Origin of the sequence: Arthrobacter silviterrae (assembly GCF_011045165.1) — a bacterium.
In the GTDB taxonomy this organism is placed as follows: Bacteria; Actinomycetota; Actinomycetes; order Actinomycetales; family Micrococcaceae; genus Specibacter; species Specibacter silviterrae.
In genome coordinates this window covers 73,243-92,067 of record NZ_JAAKZI010000015.1, presented here as the reverse complement: position 1 = coordinate 92,067, position 18,825 = coordinate 73,243, and the positions used below count along the sequence as shown (strand labels likewise).

Here is an 18,825-nt window from a genome sequence, read left to right as displayed (position 1 = left end):
GCGACCGACACAGCGGCGCCAAAAAGTGCGGAAACGGCGGCAAAACCAGAGCCTCGACAAGCTCGACCACCGGCGACAAGCCCGGCCACCAGGGGCTAGATCACGTAGCGCTCATCCTCGTGGTCGCCCGGGTGGTCCTTGACCAGGCCGGCGGCCAGCGTGTTGCCGTCCTGGGGGTCGACCACCAGGAACGCGCCGGTGCGCCGGTGCAGCGCATACGTCTCAATGGGCAGTGCCGAGGACAGCCGGATCTGTGCCGTGCCAATGTCATTCAGCTCCAAGCCCGAAACAGCCCCGTAGCCAAACGTCTCCAGGTCCAGCTTGCCCGTCACGGCGCGGACCAGGCCCTGAACAGTTTTGCTGCCGTGCTTGATCAGTACCTTGGCACCCTCGCGCAGCGGCTTGGCCGAAAGCCAGCACAGCTCCGCATACAAGTCTTGCTTGACCTCTCCAAACGTCCCGGTGGCGGCGATCACGTCGCCCCGGGCAATGTCGATCTCCTCGCTCAGCCGCAGCGAAACGGACTGGGGAGCCACGGCACGGTCCAGGGCACGCCCCGCAAAGTCAATCCCCACCACTGACGCCTTCCGCCCGGACGGCAGCACGGTGATCTCGTCACCCACGGACACCGAGCCCGAAGCCACTTGCCCCGCATAGGCGCGGTAGTCGCGGAAGGAGGCGCCGGCGTCGAACGCGGAAGAAAGCTCCGGGGCCAGCGCGCCTTGCGGGCGGATGACCAGCTGGACGGGGAAGCGGAACGGCTCCAGCCCGCGTTCCAGCTCGTCTGTGGTGGGCAGGGTTTCCAGGATCTCCAGCAGCGTGGCACCCGTGTACCAGGGCGTGTGGGCGGAGCGTTCCACCACGTTGTCGCCCTCCAGCGCGGACACCGGGACCACCAGCACATCGCTGAGGCCGATCTCGCCAGCCACGGCCTGGGCATCGGCCTCGATGGCGCGGAACGTTGACTCGCTGAAGTCCACCAGGTCAATCTTGTTGACCGCAACCACCACGTTGGGCACCCGCAACAGCCGCAGCACGGACAGGTGCCGGCGCGTCTGCTCCAGCACGCCCTTGCGGGCATCGACAAGCACGACGACGGCATCCGCAGTGGACGCGCCCGTCACCGTGTTCTTGGTGTACTGCACATGTCCCGGGGTGTCCGCCAGGATGAAGCTGCGGCGGTCGGTGGAAAAGTACCGGTAGGCCACGTCGATCGTGATGCCCTGCTCGCGCTCGGCGCGCAGGCCGTCCGTGAGCAGCGCCAGGTCAATCTTCTGGGTGCTGCCGTTTTCCCCGCCAAAGCCGCGCCGCTCCGACGTTCGGGTGACGGCGTCGAGCGTGTCGGCCAGGATCGCCTTGGAATCATGGAGCAGGCGGCCCACCAGGGTGGACTTGCCGTCGTCGACGGAGCCGGCGGTGGCAAAGCGGAACAGGGTCAGCTGCGCGAGTGGGGCTTCGATGATGCTCATTAGAAATAGCCGTCTTTCTTGCGGTCTTCCATGGCTGCCTCGGAGATGCGGTCATCGGCCCGCGTGGCGCCACGTTCGGTCAGGGTGGAGGCGGCAACTTCGCGCACCACGTCATGGACGGTGGTGGCGTTGGAGACCACTGCCCCGGTGCAGGACATGTCCCCCACAGTGCGGTAGCGGACCTGCTTGATGACCACTTCCTCGTCCGGGAGCGGCTGCGAAACCTCGCCCACTGCCCGCCACATGCCGTCGCGGGCAAAAACTTCGCGTTCGTGGGCGTAGTACAGCGGCGGCAGCTCAATGCCTTCGCGGGCGATGTACCTCCACACATCCAGTTCGGTCCAGTTGCTGATGGGGAAGGCACGCACATGCTGGCCCACCGTGTGGCGGCCGTTGTAGAGGTTCCACAGTTCGGGGCGCTGGTTGCGGGGGTCCCACTGGCCGAACTCGTCGCGCAGGGACAGGATTCGCTCCTTGGCGCGGGCCTTGTCCTCGTCGCGGCGGCCGCCGCCAAACACGGCGTCGAACTTGTTGCGTGAAATGGCGTCAAGCAGCGGCACGGTCTGCAGCGGATTGCGGGTGCCATCAGCCCGTTCTGCAAGTTCGCCCCTGTCAATGAACTCCTGGACGGAGCCCACCTCCAGGCGCAGCCCCAATCGTTCCACGGTGCGGTCGCGGAACTCGATGACCTCCGGGAAGTTGTGGCCGGTGTCCACGTGCAGCACGGGGAACGGCACCTTGCCCGGCCAGAACGCCTTCGTGGCCAGGTGCAGCATCAACACTGAGTCCTTGCCGCCGGAAAACAGCAGCGCGGGGCGCTCAAACTCAGCCACCACCTCGCGAATAATGTGGATGGCCTCGGATTCAAGGAGGTCGAGGGATGTCAGGACATCGACGGGGTCAATCACAGCTTCAGTGACTTGGGTGCTCATACGTGTAATCCGCATTCTGTCTTGGAGGTTCCGGCCCAGCGTCCGGACCTGGGGTCCGCGCCGGGGGCCACTTTCTTGGTGCACGGGGCGCAGCCGATGGACGGGTAGCCCTGGCTGAGCAATGGGTTGACGGGGAGGAGGTTCTCCTCCGAGTAGGCGAGCAGGTCCTCATAGGACCAGGTGGCAACCGGGTTGACCTTGACCAGGCCGTTCTTCTCGTCCCAACTGACCAGCGGCGTATTGGTCCGTGTGGGTGCCTCGTCGCGGCGCACGCCGGTGAACCACAGTTCGTAGCCCTGCAGCGAACGGTGCAGCGGCTCCACCTTCCGCAGTGCGCAGCATTGGGCAGGGTCGCGGGCAAAGAGATCCTTGCCCAGCAGCGAATCCTGTTCCGCCACGGAGTGCTCCGGCTTCACGTCCACCACGTTCACCCGCAGGTTTTCCGCCACCTCGTTGCGGGTGGCATAGGTCTCCGGGAAGTGATAGCCGGTGTCCAGAAAAAGGACGTCCACGCCGGGGAGCTGCTCGGCGACCAGGGCCGGCAGCACGGCGTCGGCCATGGAACAGGCGACGGCGGCCGCCCCGGTTTTGAAGTTTTTCGCCACCCAGGCGATGACATCCTTGGCAGACGCGTCCCAGCCAAGCTCGGCGGCACCGGCTTTGGCCAGGGCCTTCAGTTCTGCGTGGGTGCGGACCGGGGTCTCGACAAGCTCGACCAGCGGATCGGATCGTGTCATTTCAGCAGCTCCTCATCCACGCGGTGTGCGAATTCGGCGAAGGTCTCCTCCGCCAGCTTGTTGGCCGCATAGCTGCGGATGACGCGCTCCACGTAGTCGGCCAGGTCGTCGATGGCAACCTTCAGGCCGCGGACGGTGCGGCCCAGGCCTGCCTCTTCGCGGTTGTGCGAAGACAAGCCCCCGCCCAGGTGGACCTGGAAGCCTCCTGTTGTGCCGCCGTCGTCCGTGGGGACCACAATGCCCTTCAGGCCAATGTCGGCGGTTTGGATGCGGGCGCAGGAGTTGGGGCAGCCGTTGAGGTAGAGGGTGATGGGATCGCCCAGCACGCCGGCGTCGACCAGGTCGGCCAGGCGCACCTCGAGCTGGCCGATCACGTCGATGGCCGTGTCCTTCGTGTTGACGATGGCCAGCTTGCAGAACTCTATGCCGGTGCACGCCATGGTGTTGCGGCGGAACACTGACGGGCGGGCGGACAAGCCGAGCTCGTCCAAGCCGGCCACCACTGCCTCGACCCTGTCCTGGGAAATGTCCAGGGCAATGATTTTCTGCAGCGGGGTGGTGCGCAGGCGGTGGGAGCCGTGGGCTTCCAGGAGGTCCGCGAGGGCCAGCATCTGCGTGCCGGAGAAGCGGCCCACAAACGGGGCGGCGCCGATGAAGAACTTGCCGTCCTTCTGTTCGTGGACACCAACATGGTCGCCGTTGACGGTGGCCTTCGGCGGGGCAACGCCGTCGGGCAGCTTGCGGCCAAGGTATTCATCCTCCAGGACCTGGCGGAACTTTTCCGCACCCCAGTCCTCCACCAGAAACTTCAGGCGGGCCTTGTTGCGCATGCGCCGGTAGCCGTAGTCGCGGAAGATGCTGGTGACGCCCTCCCAGACGGCCGGACCGTCCTCCGGCGGCACGAACACGCCCACGCGCTGCGCCAGCCGGGGCGCGGTGGAGAGCCCGCCGCCCACCCACAGGTCGTAGCCGGGGCCGAGTTCCGGGTGCCGCACGCCAACAAAGGAGATGTCGTTGATCTCGTGGATGGTGTCGTGGTCCGGGTAGCCGGTGATGGACGTTTTGTACTTGCGCGGCAGGTTGGAGAACTGTGGGTTGCCGATGAACCGGTCGCGCAGCTCCTGGAGGAAATCGGTGGGGTCGATGATTTCCGCCTTGGCAATGCCTGCCACGGGGGAACCCAGCATGCCGCGGGGAACGTCGCCGCACGCCTCTGTGGTTTGCAGGCCCACGGCCTCGAGGCGGCGCCAGATCTCCGGGACGTTTTCCACCTCAATCCAGTGGAACTGGATGTTTTGGCGGTTGGTCAAATCTGCCGTGTTGCGGGCAAAGTCAACAGAAATTTGGCCGATCACGCGCAGCTGCTCGGTGGTGAGCTTGCCGCCGTCGGTCCTCACACGCATCATGAGGTAGCTGTCCTCAAGCTCGTGCGGTTCCAGGGAGGCCGTCTTGCCGCCGTCGATCCCCTGCTTGCGCTGCGTGTACAGCCCCCACCAGCGGAACCGGCCGTGCAGGTCGTCGTCGGCGATGGAGTCGAAGCCCTGCTTGGAGTAGATCGTCTCAATGCGGTGGCGCACGGAGAGACCGTCGTCCTCCTGCTTCCACGCCTCGACAGGGTTCAGCGGGGCCTTGCCGTCCACAACCCACTGCCCATGCGGCTTCGTTGCGGGGCGCACGCGGACAGGGCGGGAGGCATGCGCGGCGGCGGCCCCTGCAGTTGTGGTGGCTGTCCCGTTGTCAGTGCCAGGGGCGGTTGCTCCGGCTAGAGCTGTCTGTGTCATGAAACGAGCGTAGATTGCCCGCCATTGACGGCAAACAAGGGATGCAACGCGGGTTCACCTTAGGCAATATTTCGTCACGTGCCCCATTTCCGGCCCGGTTGTGCTTGGCAACGCGCAACAAGCACGACGCCGGACCGGTCGCCTAGGTGGGCGGGTCCGCGTAGGTCACGGATCCGCATGTCATGGGCCCGGGCTTTGTTTCACCTGACGCTGGCCTTGTTGTGGCCGTCAGCAGGATCGAGATTCGCCGGCCCGCCGATGCTCGGTGCGTCCCGTAAGGGAACGCTCTGCTGGACAGCTCGCCGTGTCCGGTTGAGGTCACTCAACCTGGATCGGCCTGTGTGGGGCTCGTCGTGGTGCCATCGGCTCTCTGTCAGGTGTGAGATGGTGCTGGTATGGCTTCCCCGCAGGCTTTAAGCGAGACCGATCGCCGTATCGTCGCAACGTGGGCCGCTGACTGTGCGGAGCGCGTCTTGGCTTTATTTGAGACGGAGGCTCCGGCCGATGCTCGGCCGCGAGTGGCCATCGCCCGGACCCGGGCATTTGCCCGCGGTGACCTCGGCGCGGCCGGGGAGATCCGCCGGCGCTTTGTCGCCGGCCGTGCCGCGCGGGAGGTGAAGACTCCAGCGGCGGTGGCGGCTGCTCGCGCTGCCGCCCAGGCCGCGGCCGTCGCTCACATGGGCGCCCATGCCTTGGGCGCGGCCGCCTACGCCGCGAAAGCGGCCGGGCTGGCCGCGCCCGATCGTCCCGATGCGGTTGGTGAAGAGATCCGGTGGCAACTGGACCATGTGTCTGACGAGGTCAGGGGGGCGCTCCGGCGCTTGCCGCCCGTTGGTGAGGACTCAGCTGGTCCGCTCGGGCCGGGACTGCTCACGTCCGGCATTCTCGCCTCAATCGTTCGAAGCATCCAGGCCGGCTTAGCCGACCCCGACCAACCCCTGCCACGCGACCGCATCTGAGGTCCGCTGGGGAAACCCTCACCGGGTGCCAGACAATGGCCGGTCACGTCGCATGATGTGGGCCGGACGGTGTGCGCAGCGCCAGCGTTAGCTAATCCGCGCTCAGGCTGCGTTGTGCCGTGTGGGCTGCCGCTCGGAAATGGCTGCAACGGTCGTGTAGTCGACGGTGAGATTGCCGCCTGCGGCGTCGATCGCGGCGCCCATGCCTTGTAGAAGGGCGTCCAGTTTGTCCTTCTGGAGTCGATTGATTCCGCCTGAGGTTGATGTCTGCTCAAGCCACGCGTCGCGTGTGGCGGTCGCCTGCCAATCGAAGGAGAGCCGGTCAAGCTCGCTGAACGCTGCGGTCGTGCGCAGGCCCGCTGCGGCTGCGTCGATGATGGCCCCATAGGGGTCGGCCACGGAGACCGGAGCCCAGGGATTGAACGGCAATCCGGTGTGGAGAGAGTCGAAGACTGCCGCGAACTCGGTGGCGAGTTCGCCAGACGGGCGTCCCGCGTTCCAGAAGAGCGCAAGGATGCCGCCCGGCCGAAGGACGGAAGCGGCCTTGGCGGCGCCCGCGGCCGGGTCGACCCAGTGCCAAGTCTGCCCCGCGATCATTGCATCGAACGTTCGCCCGGCGGCCTCCCACTCTTCGAGCTTGGCGATCTCGACCACGAACCCTTTGGCACGCGCAAGCTCGGCCATCCGTGGATCAGGTTCGATCCCGTGCACGGCGAATCCGCGCTCCCGGAAAGGCTCGGCGGAGATTCCGGTCCCGATCCCCACATCGAGAATCGAGCGTCCACGCATCCGGTCAGAGATGGCGTCAACCAGGGCGGTCGGGTAGCGCGGGCGGGCACTGTCATAGCGTTCGGCATGCGCGCCGAACGACTCCGCTAGTTCACGGTGACGATGCGCAGCATCTCCGGCGGGCATGATCGGTGGGGGCTGTGGGATCATGCGCCCAGTCTAAATGGGCGTCTGGCAATTCTGAACAGAACGGAGCCAAGCAGCCCGTGGGCCCGTCAATTGGGGGCGCCGCAGAAAACGGATAAATTCGTACGGTAAGGGCGACTTGAGTCGGGTAGCCACTGGACTGCGGCTTGCCAATGGAAGCCACCCAGAGCCTGTCCGTAGCGGGAACGCTCTGCGGGGCATAGGGGTGGCCAAAAGCTGATTCGTCTGCGGGCAGTCAGCGTTGGTAGACGTTGCTACGATGTCCAAGCGTGATCACTGCTACAACGAGGATGTTGTCATCAACCGTGTAGACGACACGGTAGTCCCCTATGCGAACTCTGAGGCCGGGACGCCCTTGGAGGGCCTTGGCGCCAGGCGGTCGTGGATCCTCACCAAGGAGCGCGATCGCTCCACGAATGCGGTCGCGATCCTGATGGTCAATTCGTTTCAACGCGCGAACTGCGGCAGGACGCAACTCGACTTGGTAAGTCATACCCAGCCCAGATCAGCTTTCACTTGAGCCCAAGGGATGTTGGGGCCTTCCTCTGCCATCGCCTCATCAAATGCGGCGACATCTTCGGCATCTTCCAGAGCTTCAAGCATCTGCTCATACCGCTCAGGGCTGACAACCACGGCAGCGCGATGACCGCGGCGCTCGATGAACACCGCTTCGGTTTTCGAGCGATCGATGACTTCTGAAAAGTGGTTGCGTGCGTCTGCGACGCTGACAGTGGACATAACTAAACTGTACATCCAGCATTTTGAAATGTACATGAAGTACGTTCTTTGAAAGGAAAGTCATACTGATCGCGATACCCCCTAAGGAACCCTGAGCGGGCCTACACCTGGGAAACCTTGGACTAGTGAGCTTTGTATACGTGTTAGGCGTCGTTCCTTGCTAGGTAATGCTCGACGATCGGCCACCAGTGCCGGTCAGACAACTCGATTCGGGCACGATCGACTCCAAACCACTCGCCGTCAACAATCGGGTGGGCGGTGTCGGCGACCAGAAATATGGGCACGTGAGCCCATGGCACAGGGTAGGTGTAGCTGGAGTTGGGAGTAGGGACGACATTTCGAATAAATCCAATGCAGTGGGCAGCGACGTCGGTTTGCTCGAAGATTTCCAATATCAGTCGGGAAGTACCGATCGCTAGGGACTCGCTGTCGGATCCGTTCCACAAATAACGCGTCGGGAGATTTGGACCTCTGGTTGTTGGAACACAGAAGAATTCCGGCTCATGGCCTGACGTCCGTCGGATGTGGAGCAGTCTTGTGACGATTGCCGGTTCTGTGGCAGGAAAGTTGTTCCCTACCCATACTTCTGCTGAGCTGCCAGGCGGCAACCACGGGGCTCCAACATTAACCCCAATCTGCTGCAGGTCTGTCATGAATACATGCTACGAGGGTTGAAACCTGCGTTCGAAGCGTCAATCCGTCCCGCAAGGGGTGTCCCGTATAGATATTGGCGAAGTGTCCCGTAAGCCGGTCAACGACCGGTCCAACCACCACCAAATTCCCCGGAACAACAATCCGCGTGTCGCCAGGGTCGCCGGATTCCCGTATACCCGTATACCCGCAAAAATGCCGGGTGAGCGGGGCTTATGCTGGACAGGATTTTCGTCCGCACAAGCCCACCGTTCTGACTCCGAAAATCACGGGGTCAGTCCTCGACATCAACATCAAACAGGCTGGAGGAACGCAACACGAAATTGAGAATTTCGGTGAATTGGACCTGCGCAGGATCGCACGCCAATGCGATCCACGAGTGACGGCCAGCGCACGGCGTCACCCGTCGCCAAGTTCACCGGGAACCCCCGTGCCGAAATATTAGGCAGTCCGGGACACCGCAGCGTCGAAGTGCTCCAGCGCCAGCTGTGCCACCAGCCCGGACGGCAGCAGCGGCTCGGACACGGCATCGGCTCCGGCCAGCGAGAGCTGGTCGTGGAAGTAGCCGGGCGCCAGCAGATAGGAGGCAACCGCGACGCCGGACGCCCCCTCCGCGCGCAGCTGCGCCACTGCTTCCGGCACCGAGGGGCGGGCGCTGGCGCCGTAGGCCGCAAGCACCCGCTCCGGCCTGCGAACGGCCAAGTCCGCCGCAAGCACCTCGATCTGTTCGGCCGCCTCCGGACGCGAGGAACCGGCCGCGGCCAGCACAATCCCCCACCCGTGGGGCAGCGTGCCGAGCCGTTCATGCAGCAGCCCGGCCAGCCGCGGATCCGGCCCCAACGGTGCGGCGGCGAGAGTGCCGGGCCGGCTTGCCACGGCCTGGGCTATGTCCACCTGGACGTGGTAGCCCACCGTCAGCAGCAGCGGCACGACGACGGCCCGAACCCCCTCGGGCAGCCCCGCCACCACATCGGGCAGGGCCGGCTCCTGCACATCGACGTAGGCCTCCAGCACCGTAAGCCCGGGGCGAAGGGCCGCGATGTCCGCCCGGAGCTGGTTGATCCGCGCCCGGCCCTCCGTGTTGTTGGTGCCGTGCGAGCAGGCAACCATCACAGTTTCAAGGCCCATGGAGTGCTTCCTTTCATCAATACGGGTCCCGCCAGAGGGCCGTTGCAAGCCAATGTACGGCGTTAAGCGGCGGCCTGTGTCTGCTTGACGCCCCGCAACCCCGTGTTGACAATGCCCAGGGCGGAAATCACGCCGCCGGTGATGAACAGCGCCGCCGTAATGGCCACAATGCGTCGAAATGAGTCAAAGTCCAGCACACCGCCAAGCATCACGCCGGCCAGGGCCACAGCGATCAGCCCGGCCACCCGGGAAACGGCATTGTTGATGGCCGATCCTATGCCGCTTTGCTTCGTGGGGACGGCGCCGAGGATTGCGCCGGTGAGGGGTGCCACCGTCATGGACATGCCCACTGCGAACACCAGGATGCCCGGCAGGATGTGCAGCCAAAAATTGAACGGGACGGACGTGGTGGCCATGAGCAGGTAGCCCGTTCCCGCCACAATGGGGCCAACCGCCATGAACAGCCGGGGCCCGTACTTTCCGGCCAGCGTGCCAAAAGGGCCGGACAGCAGGAGCATGATGACCGCGGTGGGCATCGAGGCCAGGCCTGCGAGCGCGGCAGAAAATCCCGCCACCTCCTGCAGGAACAGGACCATCATGAGCCCGCCCAGCGACACCCCGGCATAGATGAAGGCCGTGGCCACATTGCCCATGCCAAAGTTCCTGGTCCGGAACAGCGGCAGCGGCATCATGGGCTGCGCGGTGCGGGCCTCCCACCAAAGAAACACGGCCAGGGCAGCCACGCCCAGCGTGAAGGGCACAAAGACCGCCGGGCTCCCCCATCCCAGCCTGTCCTGTTCAATCAGCGCAAACACCGTCCCGGCCAGCCCCACCGACGCAAGCACAGCGCCGGTGACGTCAATCGCGGCAGTCGGGGACCCGGCGTCGTCCGCGGCGGCTGCGGGAAGGGCCAGGCCCCTGAGCAGCCAGAAGGTGGCGGCAATGGGCAGCACATTGATGGCGAACACCAGCCGCCAACTGGAGTAGTCAACCAGCAGCCCGCCCAGCAGGGGCCCGGCCAGGAACGCCGTACCCGTCCACGCCGTCCACCTGCCGATCGCCTTGCCCTGGGCTGGCCCGCTGAAGGTGGAGGTGATCAATGCCAGGGAACTGGGCACCAGCAGTGCGGCCCCGGCACCCTGCACGGCACGCGAAACCACCAGGAGCAGGGCGCTGGGGGCAAACGCACAGGCCAGGGACGCCACCCCAAAGACCAGCAGCCCGGCCCGCAGGATCCGCACGCGGCCCAGGGTGTCGGACAGGGAGCCGGCAATGAGGATCAGCGAGCCCAGCGTGAGCAGGTAGGCGTCCACCACCCACTGCTGCGTGGTGATCCCCCCGCCCAGCTCCCGGGTCATGGCCGGCAGCGCCACGTTCACAATGGCCCCGTCCAGGAACGCCACAAAGGACGCCAGGATGGCCACCCACAGCACCCTGCGTTCCATGGGCCTCAGCCCTTCCTGGCAAATGCCGTCCGAAGGGACAGCTTGCGCGAGTACTCAATGGAGCCGTAGCGGAACAGGTGCACGGCCAGGCGCAGGGCCGCAAAGCCGAAGACAAAGAGCTCCACGATCACCACCGCTGCCGCGGGTCCGCCCAGCGAACCAAAACCGTTCCGCAGCATGGCCGTGATGGGCGCGGTGAACGGGAAGAAGGTAAAGATCTGCACAATGAGGTTGCCGGGGTCGCTGACCACCATGGTCACAATGTAGAAGGGGATGAACATCATGATCATGACGGGCGCAAACACGGTGCTGGCGTCCTTGGCCGTGGGCATCACCGCACCAATGGACACCAGGACGCCGGTGAACAGGATGAAGCCGCCCACAAACAAGAGCGCACCGACCAGCATGGGCCAGAACTGGAACTGCAGGTGTGAGAGGTCGAAGTCCGGCATGGACATCTGGTCGCGGAAGAATACGTAGCCGGCCACCATGGGCGTGGCAAAGACCAGTGCCTGCACGGCGCCCACCAGGAACAGGGAGATCACCTTGCCCACCACCAGCGTGGTCGGGTTGAGCGTGGTCAGGATCATTTCGGTGACCCGGTTTTCCTTCTCCTCCAGCGTGGACGCCAGCATCTGGTTGGCCAGCAGGATGATCACCACATAAAAGAGGACCAGGAACAGCAGCGGCGGCACCACTGTCTCCAGCCCGCCGGAGAGCTGCCCGTCCTTGTACGTCTGGGTGTCCGAACGGAAATTGCCCTGCACGGCCGCGGCCAGCTCCGCCGAGCCCACCTTTTCCTGGGCCGACAGCACCAGCAGCTGCTTGGCCACGGCGTCATAAGTGCCGTTCTTGAAGATGCCCTGGTCGGCGCCGTACACGTTGACCGTCTCCTTGGCCGGGCTGGCCGGGTAGCTGAAGTACGCGTTGAGGGTGCCGGCCTTGACACGTTCGACGGCGGTGCCCGGGTCCGCTTCCACCGTTCCTCCCATGGCCTTGGCCAGCGCGGGGTCCACCAGGGCGGACGAGTCCGTGTAAGTGAAGGAAATCTTGTCGTGCTTCTGCGCGTCCGCCTGTGACTTCGTGGAGGAGTTGCTGGCGAAGACCAGGCCAAAGACTATGGCCAGCAGAATGGGGATGGCCAGGGTGGCAATCCAGAAGCGCCGCTTCTTGACGGTTCGGGTGAATTCAAAGTGCACCACGGTGCCCAGGTTGTGGCGTGCCATGCTATTTCGCCCCCGTTTCGACGGCGGCCTTTTCGCCGTAGACCTGCAAAAAGATGTCGTCCAGGCTCCGCTTCGCCGCAACAAAGCCGCGCACCACCACGCCCGCCTGGACCAGGCGGCGCAGCACCTCGGCCTCATCCACGGAGTCGTCCAGGGCCAGCTCGGAATAGTTGGTTTCCCGCAATGTCACCGTGTAGTCAGGGGAATCGGGGACCGTGCCGCTGTGCTTGAGGCGCACGGTGCGCCCGCCGAATTGGTTTTGCACCTCATCGATGGTGCCGTAGGCCTCGCTTCGCCCGTCCTTGAGCAGCACAATTCGGTCGCACAGCCGCTCCACCTCCTCCATCTGGTGCGTGACCATCATGACGGTGGCACCGGCCTTCTTCCTGTCCTCGATGATGTCCATCAGCAGCCGCCGGTTCACCGGGTCAAAGCCCTTGGTGGGCTCGTCCAGGATCAGCAGTTCGGGGTCGTTCATGATGGTCACCCCCAGCTGGATTTTTTGCTGCTGCCCGCCGGAGAGCTTGTCCACGCGCACCTCAGCCTTGTCGGCCAGGTCCACCCGGTCCAGGTAGTCGCGGGAAAATTGCTGCGATTCCTGCCGGGACAGCCCCTTCAGCCGGCCAAAGTACGTCATGACGTCCAGCACCGACTCCTTTTTGTAGAGCCCGCGCTCCTCCGGCAGGTAGCCAAGCCGTGCACCGTAGTCGTCACTGAACACCTTCCCGTTGATGTGCAGCGTCCCCGAGGTGGGGCGGTAGATGCCCAGCAGGGCCCGGATGGTGGTGGTCTTGCCGCTGCCGTTGCTGCCCAGAAACCCGAATGTCTCCCCGGGGGCCACGTCAAAGGACAGCCCGTCAATGACAGTCTTCTCGCCAAACTGCATGCGAAAGTCCTCGATGTGGATGAGCGGGTGCGCGTGGGCGTAGTCCATGGTGCCAGCGTATCCACGATCGCCGTCGATGACACGCCCGTTGGCCCGTTGCGTGCCAGCCACCGTACGCTTAAGCCGGCCCGTGCCATGGCCTGCACCACCCGAGAACACTGCCAACAGAGACGAACAGCTGCCATGCCCCTCAACCTTGCCCTGATGCTGGACCTTTTGGGCGTATTCTTCTTCGCCGTCTCAGGCTCCCTGCTGGCCGCGCGCAAGGGTTTTGACCTGGTGGGATCGGTGCTGCTGGGTTCCCTGGTGGGACTGGGCGGCGGAGTGGTGCGTGACCTGGTGCTGAACGCCGGCCCGCCAGCAGCCTTCAGCAACCCCGTTTACATGCTCCCGCCCCTGCTGGCGGCCGCCGTGGTGTATTTCCTGGTGGGCGGGGTGGAACGGGTCAGCCGCCTGGTGCTGACGTTCGACGCCGGCGGGCTGGCCCTGTTTTGCATCACCGGTACGCTGAAGGCCCTGGATGCGGGCATGAATGCAGCGGCGGCTCTCCTGCTGGGCGTCACCACGGCCGTGGGCGGCGGCATCCTGCGCGATGTCACGGCCAACCGCGTGCCGCGCGTCTTTGACCCGCAGGACCTCTACGCCATCCCCGCGTTCCTGGGCGCCGGCCTGGCCACCGCTCTGTGGCACCTGGGCTGGCTGAACCTTGCCACCGGGACGGCTGCCGCCGTCGTCGTCTTTGTTTTGCGCATGCTGGCCCTGAAGTTCAAGTGGCACGCCCCGCTGGCCGCCCGCAGTTGGGCAAGCCCGCGATGGCGGCGCCGCTAGGATTGAGGGTGCAGCCCGCAGCAGTGCCCATGCCAAGCTTGGAGAAGTGAATGTCCGAAATTTTCGTGGAGAAGTTCCGTGCCCTCGTGCCCCAGTACCTGGAAGGGGCGTGGGAAGCCGCCGATGGGATCGACACGGCCGACCTGGATGCGATCTTCACCGAGCTGGGCATTCAGGTCCCGCAGGCCCTGCGTGAATTCCTGCACGCCGTGGGCAACTGCGAGGAACTCATGGAGGCCTACTACTACTTCTGGGACCCCGAGGAGCTGGAAATCGAGGACGGCTACCTGCTGTTCCTGGAAGACGAAGACGAGAACTACACCTGGGGCATGCGCTCCGACCAGGCGGACATTCCGGACCCCATCGTGTGGCGCCGCAACAATGCCACGGGTGCCTGGGTCAACGAGGAAGGCACGTTCAGTGAATTTGTGCTGGACATGCTGGACTGGGTCTTCACCGAGGACGACGAAAACTAGGCGTCCCGGTCGGCTAGACGTCCCGGTCGACAACCGCCTCGGCAAAGCTGGCCAGCGCGGTCTTGACAATGCCGTCCGGCAGCGGCGCCAGGGCGGCAATCGCGTCGGCGGACCATTGCCTCGCCACGGTCCACGATTCAGCCGTGGCGGGGTGCGCGCGCAGTGCGGACACGGCGGCGGCGAGGGCGTCGTCGCCGCTCAGGTCGCCGTCCACCAGTTCCAGCACGGAGTTGGCGGTTGCGTCGCCGCGGGCCGCGGCCTTGCGCAGCAGCAGCACGGGCAGGGTCGGCACGCCTTCGCGCAGATCCGTGCCGGGCGACTTCCCGGAGACCTGCTTGAGCCCCGTGACGTCAATGACGTCATCGGCGAGCTGGAAGGCGATGCCCACCTTTTCGCCGTAGTCCAGCATCACGTTCTGGTGTTCCTCCGGCACGCCGGCGAAGATGGCGCCGAGCTGTCCGGAGGCAGCCACCAGCGAACCGGTCTTGTCTGCGATGACGGACAGATAGTGCTCCACCGGGTCTTCATCCGCCCTGGGGCCCACGGTTTCATGGAGCTGTCCCAGGCAGAGGCGCTCAAAGGTGCGGGCCTGAATTTCCAGGGCCCGGCCGCCCAGTTCGGAAACCAGAATTGAGGCCCGGGCAAAGATGAGGTCGCCGGTGAGGATGGCCACCGTGTTGCCCCACACCTCGTGGGCCGTCGGCGCCCCGCGGCGGTAGGGCGCCGAGTCCATCACGTCGTCGTGATAGAGCGTGGCCAGGTGCGTCAGTTCAACCACGACGGCGGCCTGCACCACCTCCGCCCGGCTCGCGTCCCCGAGGTGCGCGGCCAGCAGGGTGAGCAGGGGGCGGATGCGCTTGCCGCCGGCCTCCACCAGGTGGCGGCTGGTGGCGTCTGCCAGGGGATCCGAGTTCGCGATGGCCTCCCGCAGCACCTTTTCCACGCGTGCCATGCTCATGGCAATGGACGGACCGAGCTCCGGGTCTTCGGCGACGGCGGCAAAACCTGACGGCAGTGCCAGCCCCGTGGCGATGGCCATGGTGCTGGGGTTGGGGTCTTCAGTGGCGGGAAGCCCATGGCCGGCGTGGGTCCAGCTGTGGTTCGCGGAAGTAGTCACTGCTTAACACTAACTATTGGTAGGGATTGTTGCTTGGACATGCGGCTGGCGCCTTGGTTGCCGGTCGCGGGGACCAGCTTCTCCAGTAGTTGAATCACTCTATCCTCAAATCCGCGTTCGCCCGGGTCGGTCAGGTTGGCCATGAGCCGGACCACGAAGTGCATGAGGGCGGGCAGCGGCATGCCGGTGCGCAGTGCCAGCTTCATCACGGCCGGTTTGCCGATGAGTGCGGCAAACACCCGGCCCAACGTGAAGTGGCTGCCCCACTGCTCGCGGACAAAGCCGCTGTAGCCGGACAATGCGTGGTTTGCAGCCAGGCGGGAATTGGTGCCGGCGGCGCGGACTATGAATTCCGCCGCATAGCGGGCCGACTCCATGGCGTAGGAAATGCCTTCGCCGTTGAAGGGGCTGACCATGCCCCCTGCATCGCCCAGCAGCATGAGCCCGGGCGAGTAGTGCGGCGTGCGGTTGAAGCCCATGGGGAGGGCGGCGCCGCGGATGGGCCCCACCTGGTTCTCCGGCGTGAAGCCCCACTCCGGCGGCATGGAGGCGGTCCAGTCGCGCAGCACCGCCCGATAGTCCAGCTTGCCGAATTCCTTGGACGAGTTCAGGATCCCCAGGCCCACATTGGAGGTGCCGTCGCCCACGCCAAACACCCAGCCGTAGCCGGGCAGCGGCTTGCCTGGCTGCCCGGCACGGGAGGGCGCGGCCAGTTCCAGCCAGCCCTCCATCCAGTCGTCGTCGTGGCGCGGGGAGGTGAAGTACGTCCTGTAGGCCACACCCATGGGCCGGTCGTCGCGCTTTTCATGACCCAGGGACACGGCTGTCCGGGTGGAGTTGCCGTCCGCGGCCAGGACCACGTCGGCATGAAAGTCCCGCGTTTCTCCCGTCTTCCGCCCGGCCCCGTCCAACAGCGACGCCCTGGCACCCACCACCGTGCCGCCGCCGTCCGTCAGGGCCTGCGTGACCGAGTGGCCCTCCAGGATCTGCGCCCCTGCGGCCTGGGCGTGGCGGGCCAGGGCCTCGTCGAAGCCCAGGCGGGTGCGGATGAGCCCATAGTTGGGGAAATTGCTGAGCTCGGGCCAGGGCACTTCCACCGTGCGCCCGCCGGCGATCAGGCGCAGGCCCTTGTTCTTGCGCCAGCCGTCCCCGGCCACGTGCGGCAGGCCCATGAGCTGCATTTCGCGCACGGCGCGCGGCGTCAGGCCGTCGCCGCACACCTTTTCCCGCGGGAAGCGGGTCTTTTCCAGCACGATGGTTTCGATCCCGGCGGAGGCAAGGTGCCACGCTGCGGTGGAACCGGCGGGGCCGGCCCCAACGATAAGTACCTTCATCTCAGTTCGCGGCGGGCTTCGGCGAAGGGGCGGCGGAAGGCTTCACAGCGCGGTGCACTGCCACAATGCCGCCACTCAAATTCCTGTAGGCAACAGCGTCCCAGCCGGATTCTGTGAGCCAGGCGGAGAGGTTGTCCTGGTCCGGCCAGGCACGGATGGACTCCGCCAGATACACGTAGGCGTCCGGGTTGGAAGCAGTTTTCCGGGCCACGGCCGGCAGGGCGCGCATCAGGTATTCGGTGTAAACGGTGCGGAACGGGGCAAAGGTGGGGTGGGAGAATTCTGCCACCACCAGCTTGCCGCCCGGCTTGGTGACGCGCAGCATCTCCCGCAGCGCCTTCTTCGGGTCGATGACGTTGCGCAGGCCAAAGGAAATGGTGCTGGCGTCAAAGGAGTTGTCCGCGAAGGGCAGGCTGGTGGCGTCGCCGGCAATGAAGTCAATGTCCGGGCGGCGGCGCTTGCCCACCCTGAGCATGCCCACGGAGAAGTCGCAGGCCACCACATGAATGCCGGCGTCGGCGTACGGTTCGCTGGAGGTTCCGGTTCCCGCCGCGAGATCCAGCACGCGCTGGCCGGCCGATGCGCCGACGGCGTCAAAGACTATCCGCCGCCAGCGGCGCGTCTGCCCCATCGACAGGATGTCGTTGACAATGTCGTATTTGGGGGCCACGTCGTCAAACATGGCTGCCACTTCTGCCGGACGCTTCTCAAGGGATGCACGGTTCACCCCCTTAGTGTCTCAAACTTTGCCCGGGTTCGTGCATCGGGCCTGGGCGCCTGTGGCCCATCCCACGGCCCGCCAACGCCGGGCTGCCCCAAGCGAGTAATCTTGATCCATCATGACTGCATCCCCCGGCACGCCTGCGCTGCGCACCCTGACCACGGCCCTGGACGCCGCTGCACTGGGTGAATATTCCGCCACCTCTCCCGCCGAACTGCTCCGCACCGACGCGTTTTGCTGGCTGCGACGCGGTGAGGGCCTGCTCGGTTTTGGCGAAATTGCCAGCTTTTCCGGCACGGGCCCGGAACGCTTTGCCGACGCCGAAGAGTGGTGGAAGCAGGTGCTCGCCCAAGCCCAGGTCCAGGACCCCGTCCGCATCCCAGGCACAGGGGCCCTGGCTTTCGGCTCCTTTGCCTTCTCCAAAACCAGCTCCCACCCATCCGTACTGGTCATCCCGGCACTGGTGGTGGGATTCCGTGACGGCACGGCCTGGCTCACCCAGCTGACGGTTGACGGCACCGCGCCCACCTCCGCTTCCGCACACGCGCTGCTGTGTGCGGCACTGGCGTCCGGCGAGTCCGCCTTCCAAGCCACAGGCACGACGCCGGAGGGCGCCTCCGCCGGTTCGCTCACCTCAGGCGCGCTCAGCGAGGAGGAGTGGAAGGAATCCGTCACCGCGGGAGTCAGGGCCATTGCCGAAGGCGGCCTGGACAAGGTGGTTTTGGCCCGCGATGTGGTGGCCACGTTCGCCGAACCGCTGCGGCGTGTCTCAATCCTGCAACGATTGACGGCACTGTACGGGGAATGCTGGACGTACGGGGTGCGCGGGCTGGTGGGCGCCACGCCGGAAATTTTGATCAAGGTGGACGGCACCACGGCCCAGGCCCGGGTGTTGGCCGGCACCCTGGACCGGGAGGACGAGCCGGCCGGCTCCGTGGACTTCGCCGCCACCGTTTTGGGCGGCTCCGACAAGCAGCGGCAGGAGCATGATTTTGCCGTCCGGTCCCTGACCCGGCAACTGGCCCCGTTCGCCACCGACCTGTCATTCCCGGCTGTTCCGTTCATCCTTGAACTGCCAAACGTGTGGCACCTGGCCTCCGACGTGACGGCCGAGCTGGCAGGCATTGACGGCCACCTGCCCACGTCCCTGGCCCTCGTGGAGGCCCTGCACCCCACGGCAGCCGTGTGCGGCACCCCCCGGGACAACGCCGGGAAGTTGATTCTGGAACTGGAGAAAATGGACCGCGGGCCCTACGCCGGTCCCGTTGGCTGGCTGGATGGTGCCGGCAATGGCGAGTGGGGAATCGCCCTGCGCGGAGCAGTGCTGGAATCGCCCCACCAGGCACGGCTCTACGCCGGAGCGGGCATTGTGGAGGCGTCAGACCCCGAGGCCGAATTGGCGGAGACATGGGCGAAGTTCCGTCCCATGCTCCAAGCCCTGGGACTGCACGGCTAACAGAG

The 18,825-nt window shown here is 65.5% G+C and carries 18 protein-coding genes; 4 read left to right on the top strand and 14 right to left on the bottom strand.

Annotated elements, in window-relative coordinates; translation table 11 throughout:
• Positions 1–95: 95 nt before the first annotated feature.
• Genes G6N77_RS10365 through G6N77_RS10350 form a run of 4 tightly spaced genes read right to left on the bottom strand, consistent with a single transcriptional unit; the run spans position 96 to position 4,919 of the window.
• Positions 96–1,469, bottom strand: a complete 1,374-nt coding sequence (locus G6N77_RS10365) for a sulfate adenylyltransferase subunit 1 (RefSeq protein WP_165182085.1) — start codon at positions 1,467–1,469, stop codon at positions 96–98.
• The gene (gene cysD, locus G6N77_RS10360; RefSeq protein WP_205678183.1) at positions 1,469–2,401 is read right to left on the bottom strand and encodes a sulfate adenylyltransferase subunit CysD; all 933 of its coding nucleotides are present in this window, start codon (positions 2,399–2,401) and stop codon (positions 1,469–1,471) included. Before cysD ends, G6N77_RS10365 begins: the two co-directional genes overlap by 1 nt.
• Positions 2,398–3,138, bottom strand: coding sequence for a phosphoadenylyl-sulfate reductase (locus tag G6N77_RS10355; protein ID WP_165182083.1), 741 nt, complete (start codon positions 3,136–3,138; stop codon positions 2,398–2,400). The genes cysD and G6N77_RS10355 overlap by 4 nt, the downstream gene beginning before the upstream one ends.
• Positions 3,135–4,919, bottom strand: a complete 1,785-nt coding sequence (locus G6N77_RS10350; protein ID WP_165182082.1) for a nitrite/sulfite reductase — start codon at positions 4,917–4,919, stop codon at positions 3,135–3,137. The genes G6N77_RS10355 and G6N77_RS10350 overlap by 4 nt, the downstream gene beginning before the upstream one ends.
• Positions 4,920–5,314: 395 nt before the next feature.
• Between G6N77_RS10350 and G6N77_RS10345 the strand changes: the two genes are divergently transcribed.
• Entirely contained in the window at positions 5,315–5,878 is a 564-nt protein-coding gene (locus tag G6N77_RS10345; protein WP_165182081.1) for a putative immunity protein, read from the top strand.
• A 102-nt stretch (positions 5,879–5,980) separates the two neighbouring features.
• Here the strand turns inward: G6N77_RS10345 and G6N77_RS10340 are convergent, their stop codons facing one another.
• From G6N77_RS10340 to G6N77_RS10310, 7 genes are all read right to left on the bottom strand, one after another.
• Positions 5,981–6,817: a class I SAM-dependent methyltransferase gene (locus G6N77_RS10340; protein WP_205678182.1), complete on the bottom strand. Its 837-nt coding sequence runs from the start codon at positions 6,815–6,817 to the stop codon at positions 5,981–5,983.
• A gap of 232 nt (positions 6,818–7,049) precedes the next feature.
• Positions 7,050–7,307, bottom strand: coding sequence for a type II toxin-antitoxin system RelE family toxin (locus G6N77_RS10335; RefSeq protein WP_165182080.1), 258 nt, complete (start codon positions 7,305–7,307; stop codon positions 7,050–7,052).
• Entirely contained in the window at positions 7,304–7,552 is a 249-nt protein-coding gene (locus tag G6N77_RS10330; protein WP_165182079.1) for a type II toxin-antitoxin system Phd/YefM family antitoxin, read from the bottom strand. Before G6N77_RS10330 ends, G6N77_RS10335 begins: the two co-directional genes overlap by 4 nt.
• Before the next feature lie 1,092 nt (positions 7,553–8,644).
• Positions 8,645–9,331, bottom strand: coding sequence for a sirohydrochlorin chelatase (locus G6N77_RS10325; protein ID WP_240901880.1), 687 nt, complete (start codon positions 9,329–9,331; stop codon positions 8,645–8,647).
• 62 nt (positions 9,332–9,393) lie between these two features.
• Positions 9,394–10,776 (bottom strand): MFS transporter, encoded by a 1,383-nt coding sequence (locus tag G6N77_RS10320; protein ID WP_165182078.1) that lies wholly within the window; start codon positions 10,774–10,776, stop codon positions 9,394–9,396.
• A gap of 5 nt (positions 10,777–10,781) precedes the next feature.
• The gene (locus G6N77_RS10315; protein ID WP_165182077.1) at positions 10,782–12,002 is read right to left on the bottom strand and encodes an ABC transporter permease; all 1,221 of its coding nucleotides are present in this window, start codon (positions 12,000–12,002) and stop codon (positions 10,782–10,784) included.
• Position 12,003: 1 nt separating this feature from the next.
• On the bottom strand, positions 12,004–12,936 hold the full coding sequence (locus G6N77_RS10310; protein WP_240901878.1) for an ABC transporter ATP-binding protein: 933 nt from the start codon (positions 12,934–12,936) through the stop codon (positions 12,004–12,006).
• A gap of 135 nt (positions 12,937–13,071) precedes the next feature.
• Between G6N77_RS10310 and G6N77_RS10305 the strand changes: the two genes are divergently transcribed.
• Positions 13,072–13,716 carry a trimeric intracellular cation channel family protein gene (locus G6N77_RS10305; protein WP_165182076.1) on the top strand — a complete coding sequence of 215 codons (645 nt, stop codon included), beginning with the start codon at positions 13,072–13,074 and terminating at the stop codon, positions 13,714–13,716.
• Positions 13,717–13,766: 50 nt separating this feature from the next.
• Positions 13,767–14,192, top strand: a complete 426-nt coding sequence (locus G6N77_RS10300) for a hypothetical protein (RefSeq protein ID WP_165182075.1) — start codon at positions 13,767–13,769, stop codon at positions 14,190–14,192.
• A 13-nt stretch (positions 14,193–14,205) separates the two neighbouring features.
• On the opposite strand, the gene G6N77_RS10295 is transcribed toward G6N77_RS10300, so the two are convergent.
• Genes G6N77_RS10295 through G6N77_RS10285 form a run of 3 tightly spaced genes read right to left on the bottom strand, consistent with a single transcriptional unit; the run spans position 14,206 to position 17,370 of the window.
• On the bottom strand, positions 14,206–15,309 hold the full coding sequence (locus tag G6N77_RS10295) for a polyprenyl synthetase family protein (RefSeq protein WP_165182074.1): 1,104 nt from the start codon (positions 15,307–15,309) through the stop codon (positions 14,206–14,208).
• Positions 15,306–16,643 carry a geranylgeranyl reductase family protein gene (locus G6N77_RS10290; RefSeq protein WP_165182073.1) on the bottom strand — a complete coding sequence of 446 codons (1,338 nt, stop codon included), beginning with the start codon at positions 16,641–16,643 and terminating at the stop codon, positions 15,306–15,308. The genes G6N77_RS10295 and G6N77_RS10290 overlap by 4 nt, the downstream gene beginning before the upstream one ends.
• Before the next feature lies 1 nt (position 16,644).
• A complete protein-coding gene (locus G6N77_RS10285) occupies positions 16,645–17,370 on the bottom strand; it encodes a demethylmenaquinone methyltransferase (RefSeq protein WP_165182072.1) in 726 nt (241 codons plus the stop codon).
• A 112-nt stretch (positions 17,371–17,482) separates the two neighbouring features.
• On the opposite strand from G6N77_RS10285, the gene G6N77_RS10280 reads away from it, so the two are divergent.
• Positions 17,483–18,820, top strand: coding sequence for an isochorismate synthase (locus tag G6N77_RS10280; RefSeq protein WP_165182071.1), 1,338 nt, complete (start codon positions 17,483–17,485; stop codon positions 18,818–18,820).
• Positions 18,821–18,825: the final 5 nt, after the last annotated feature.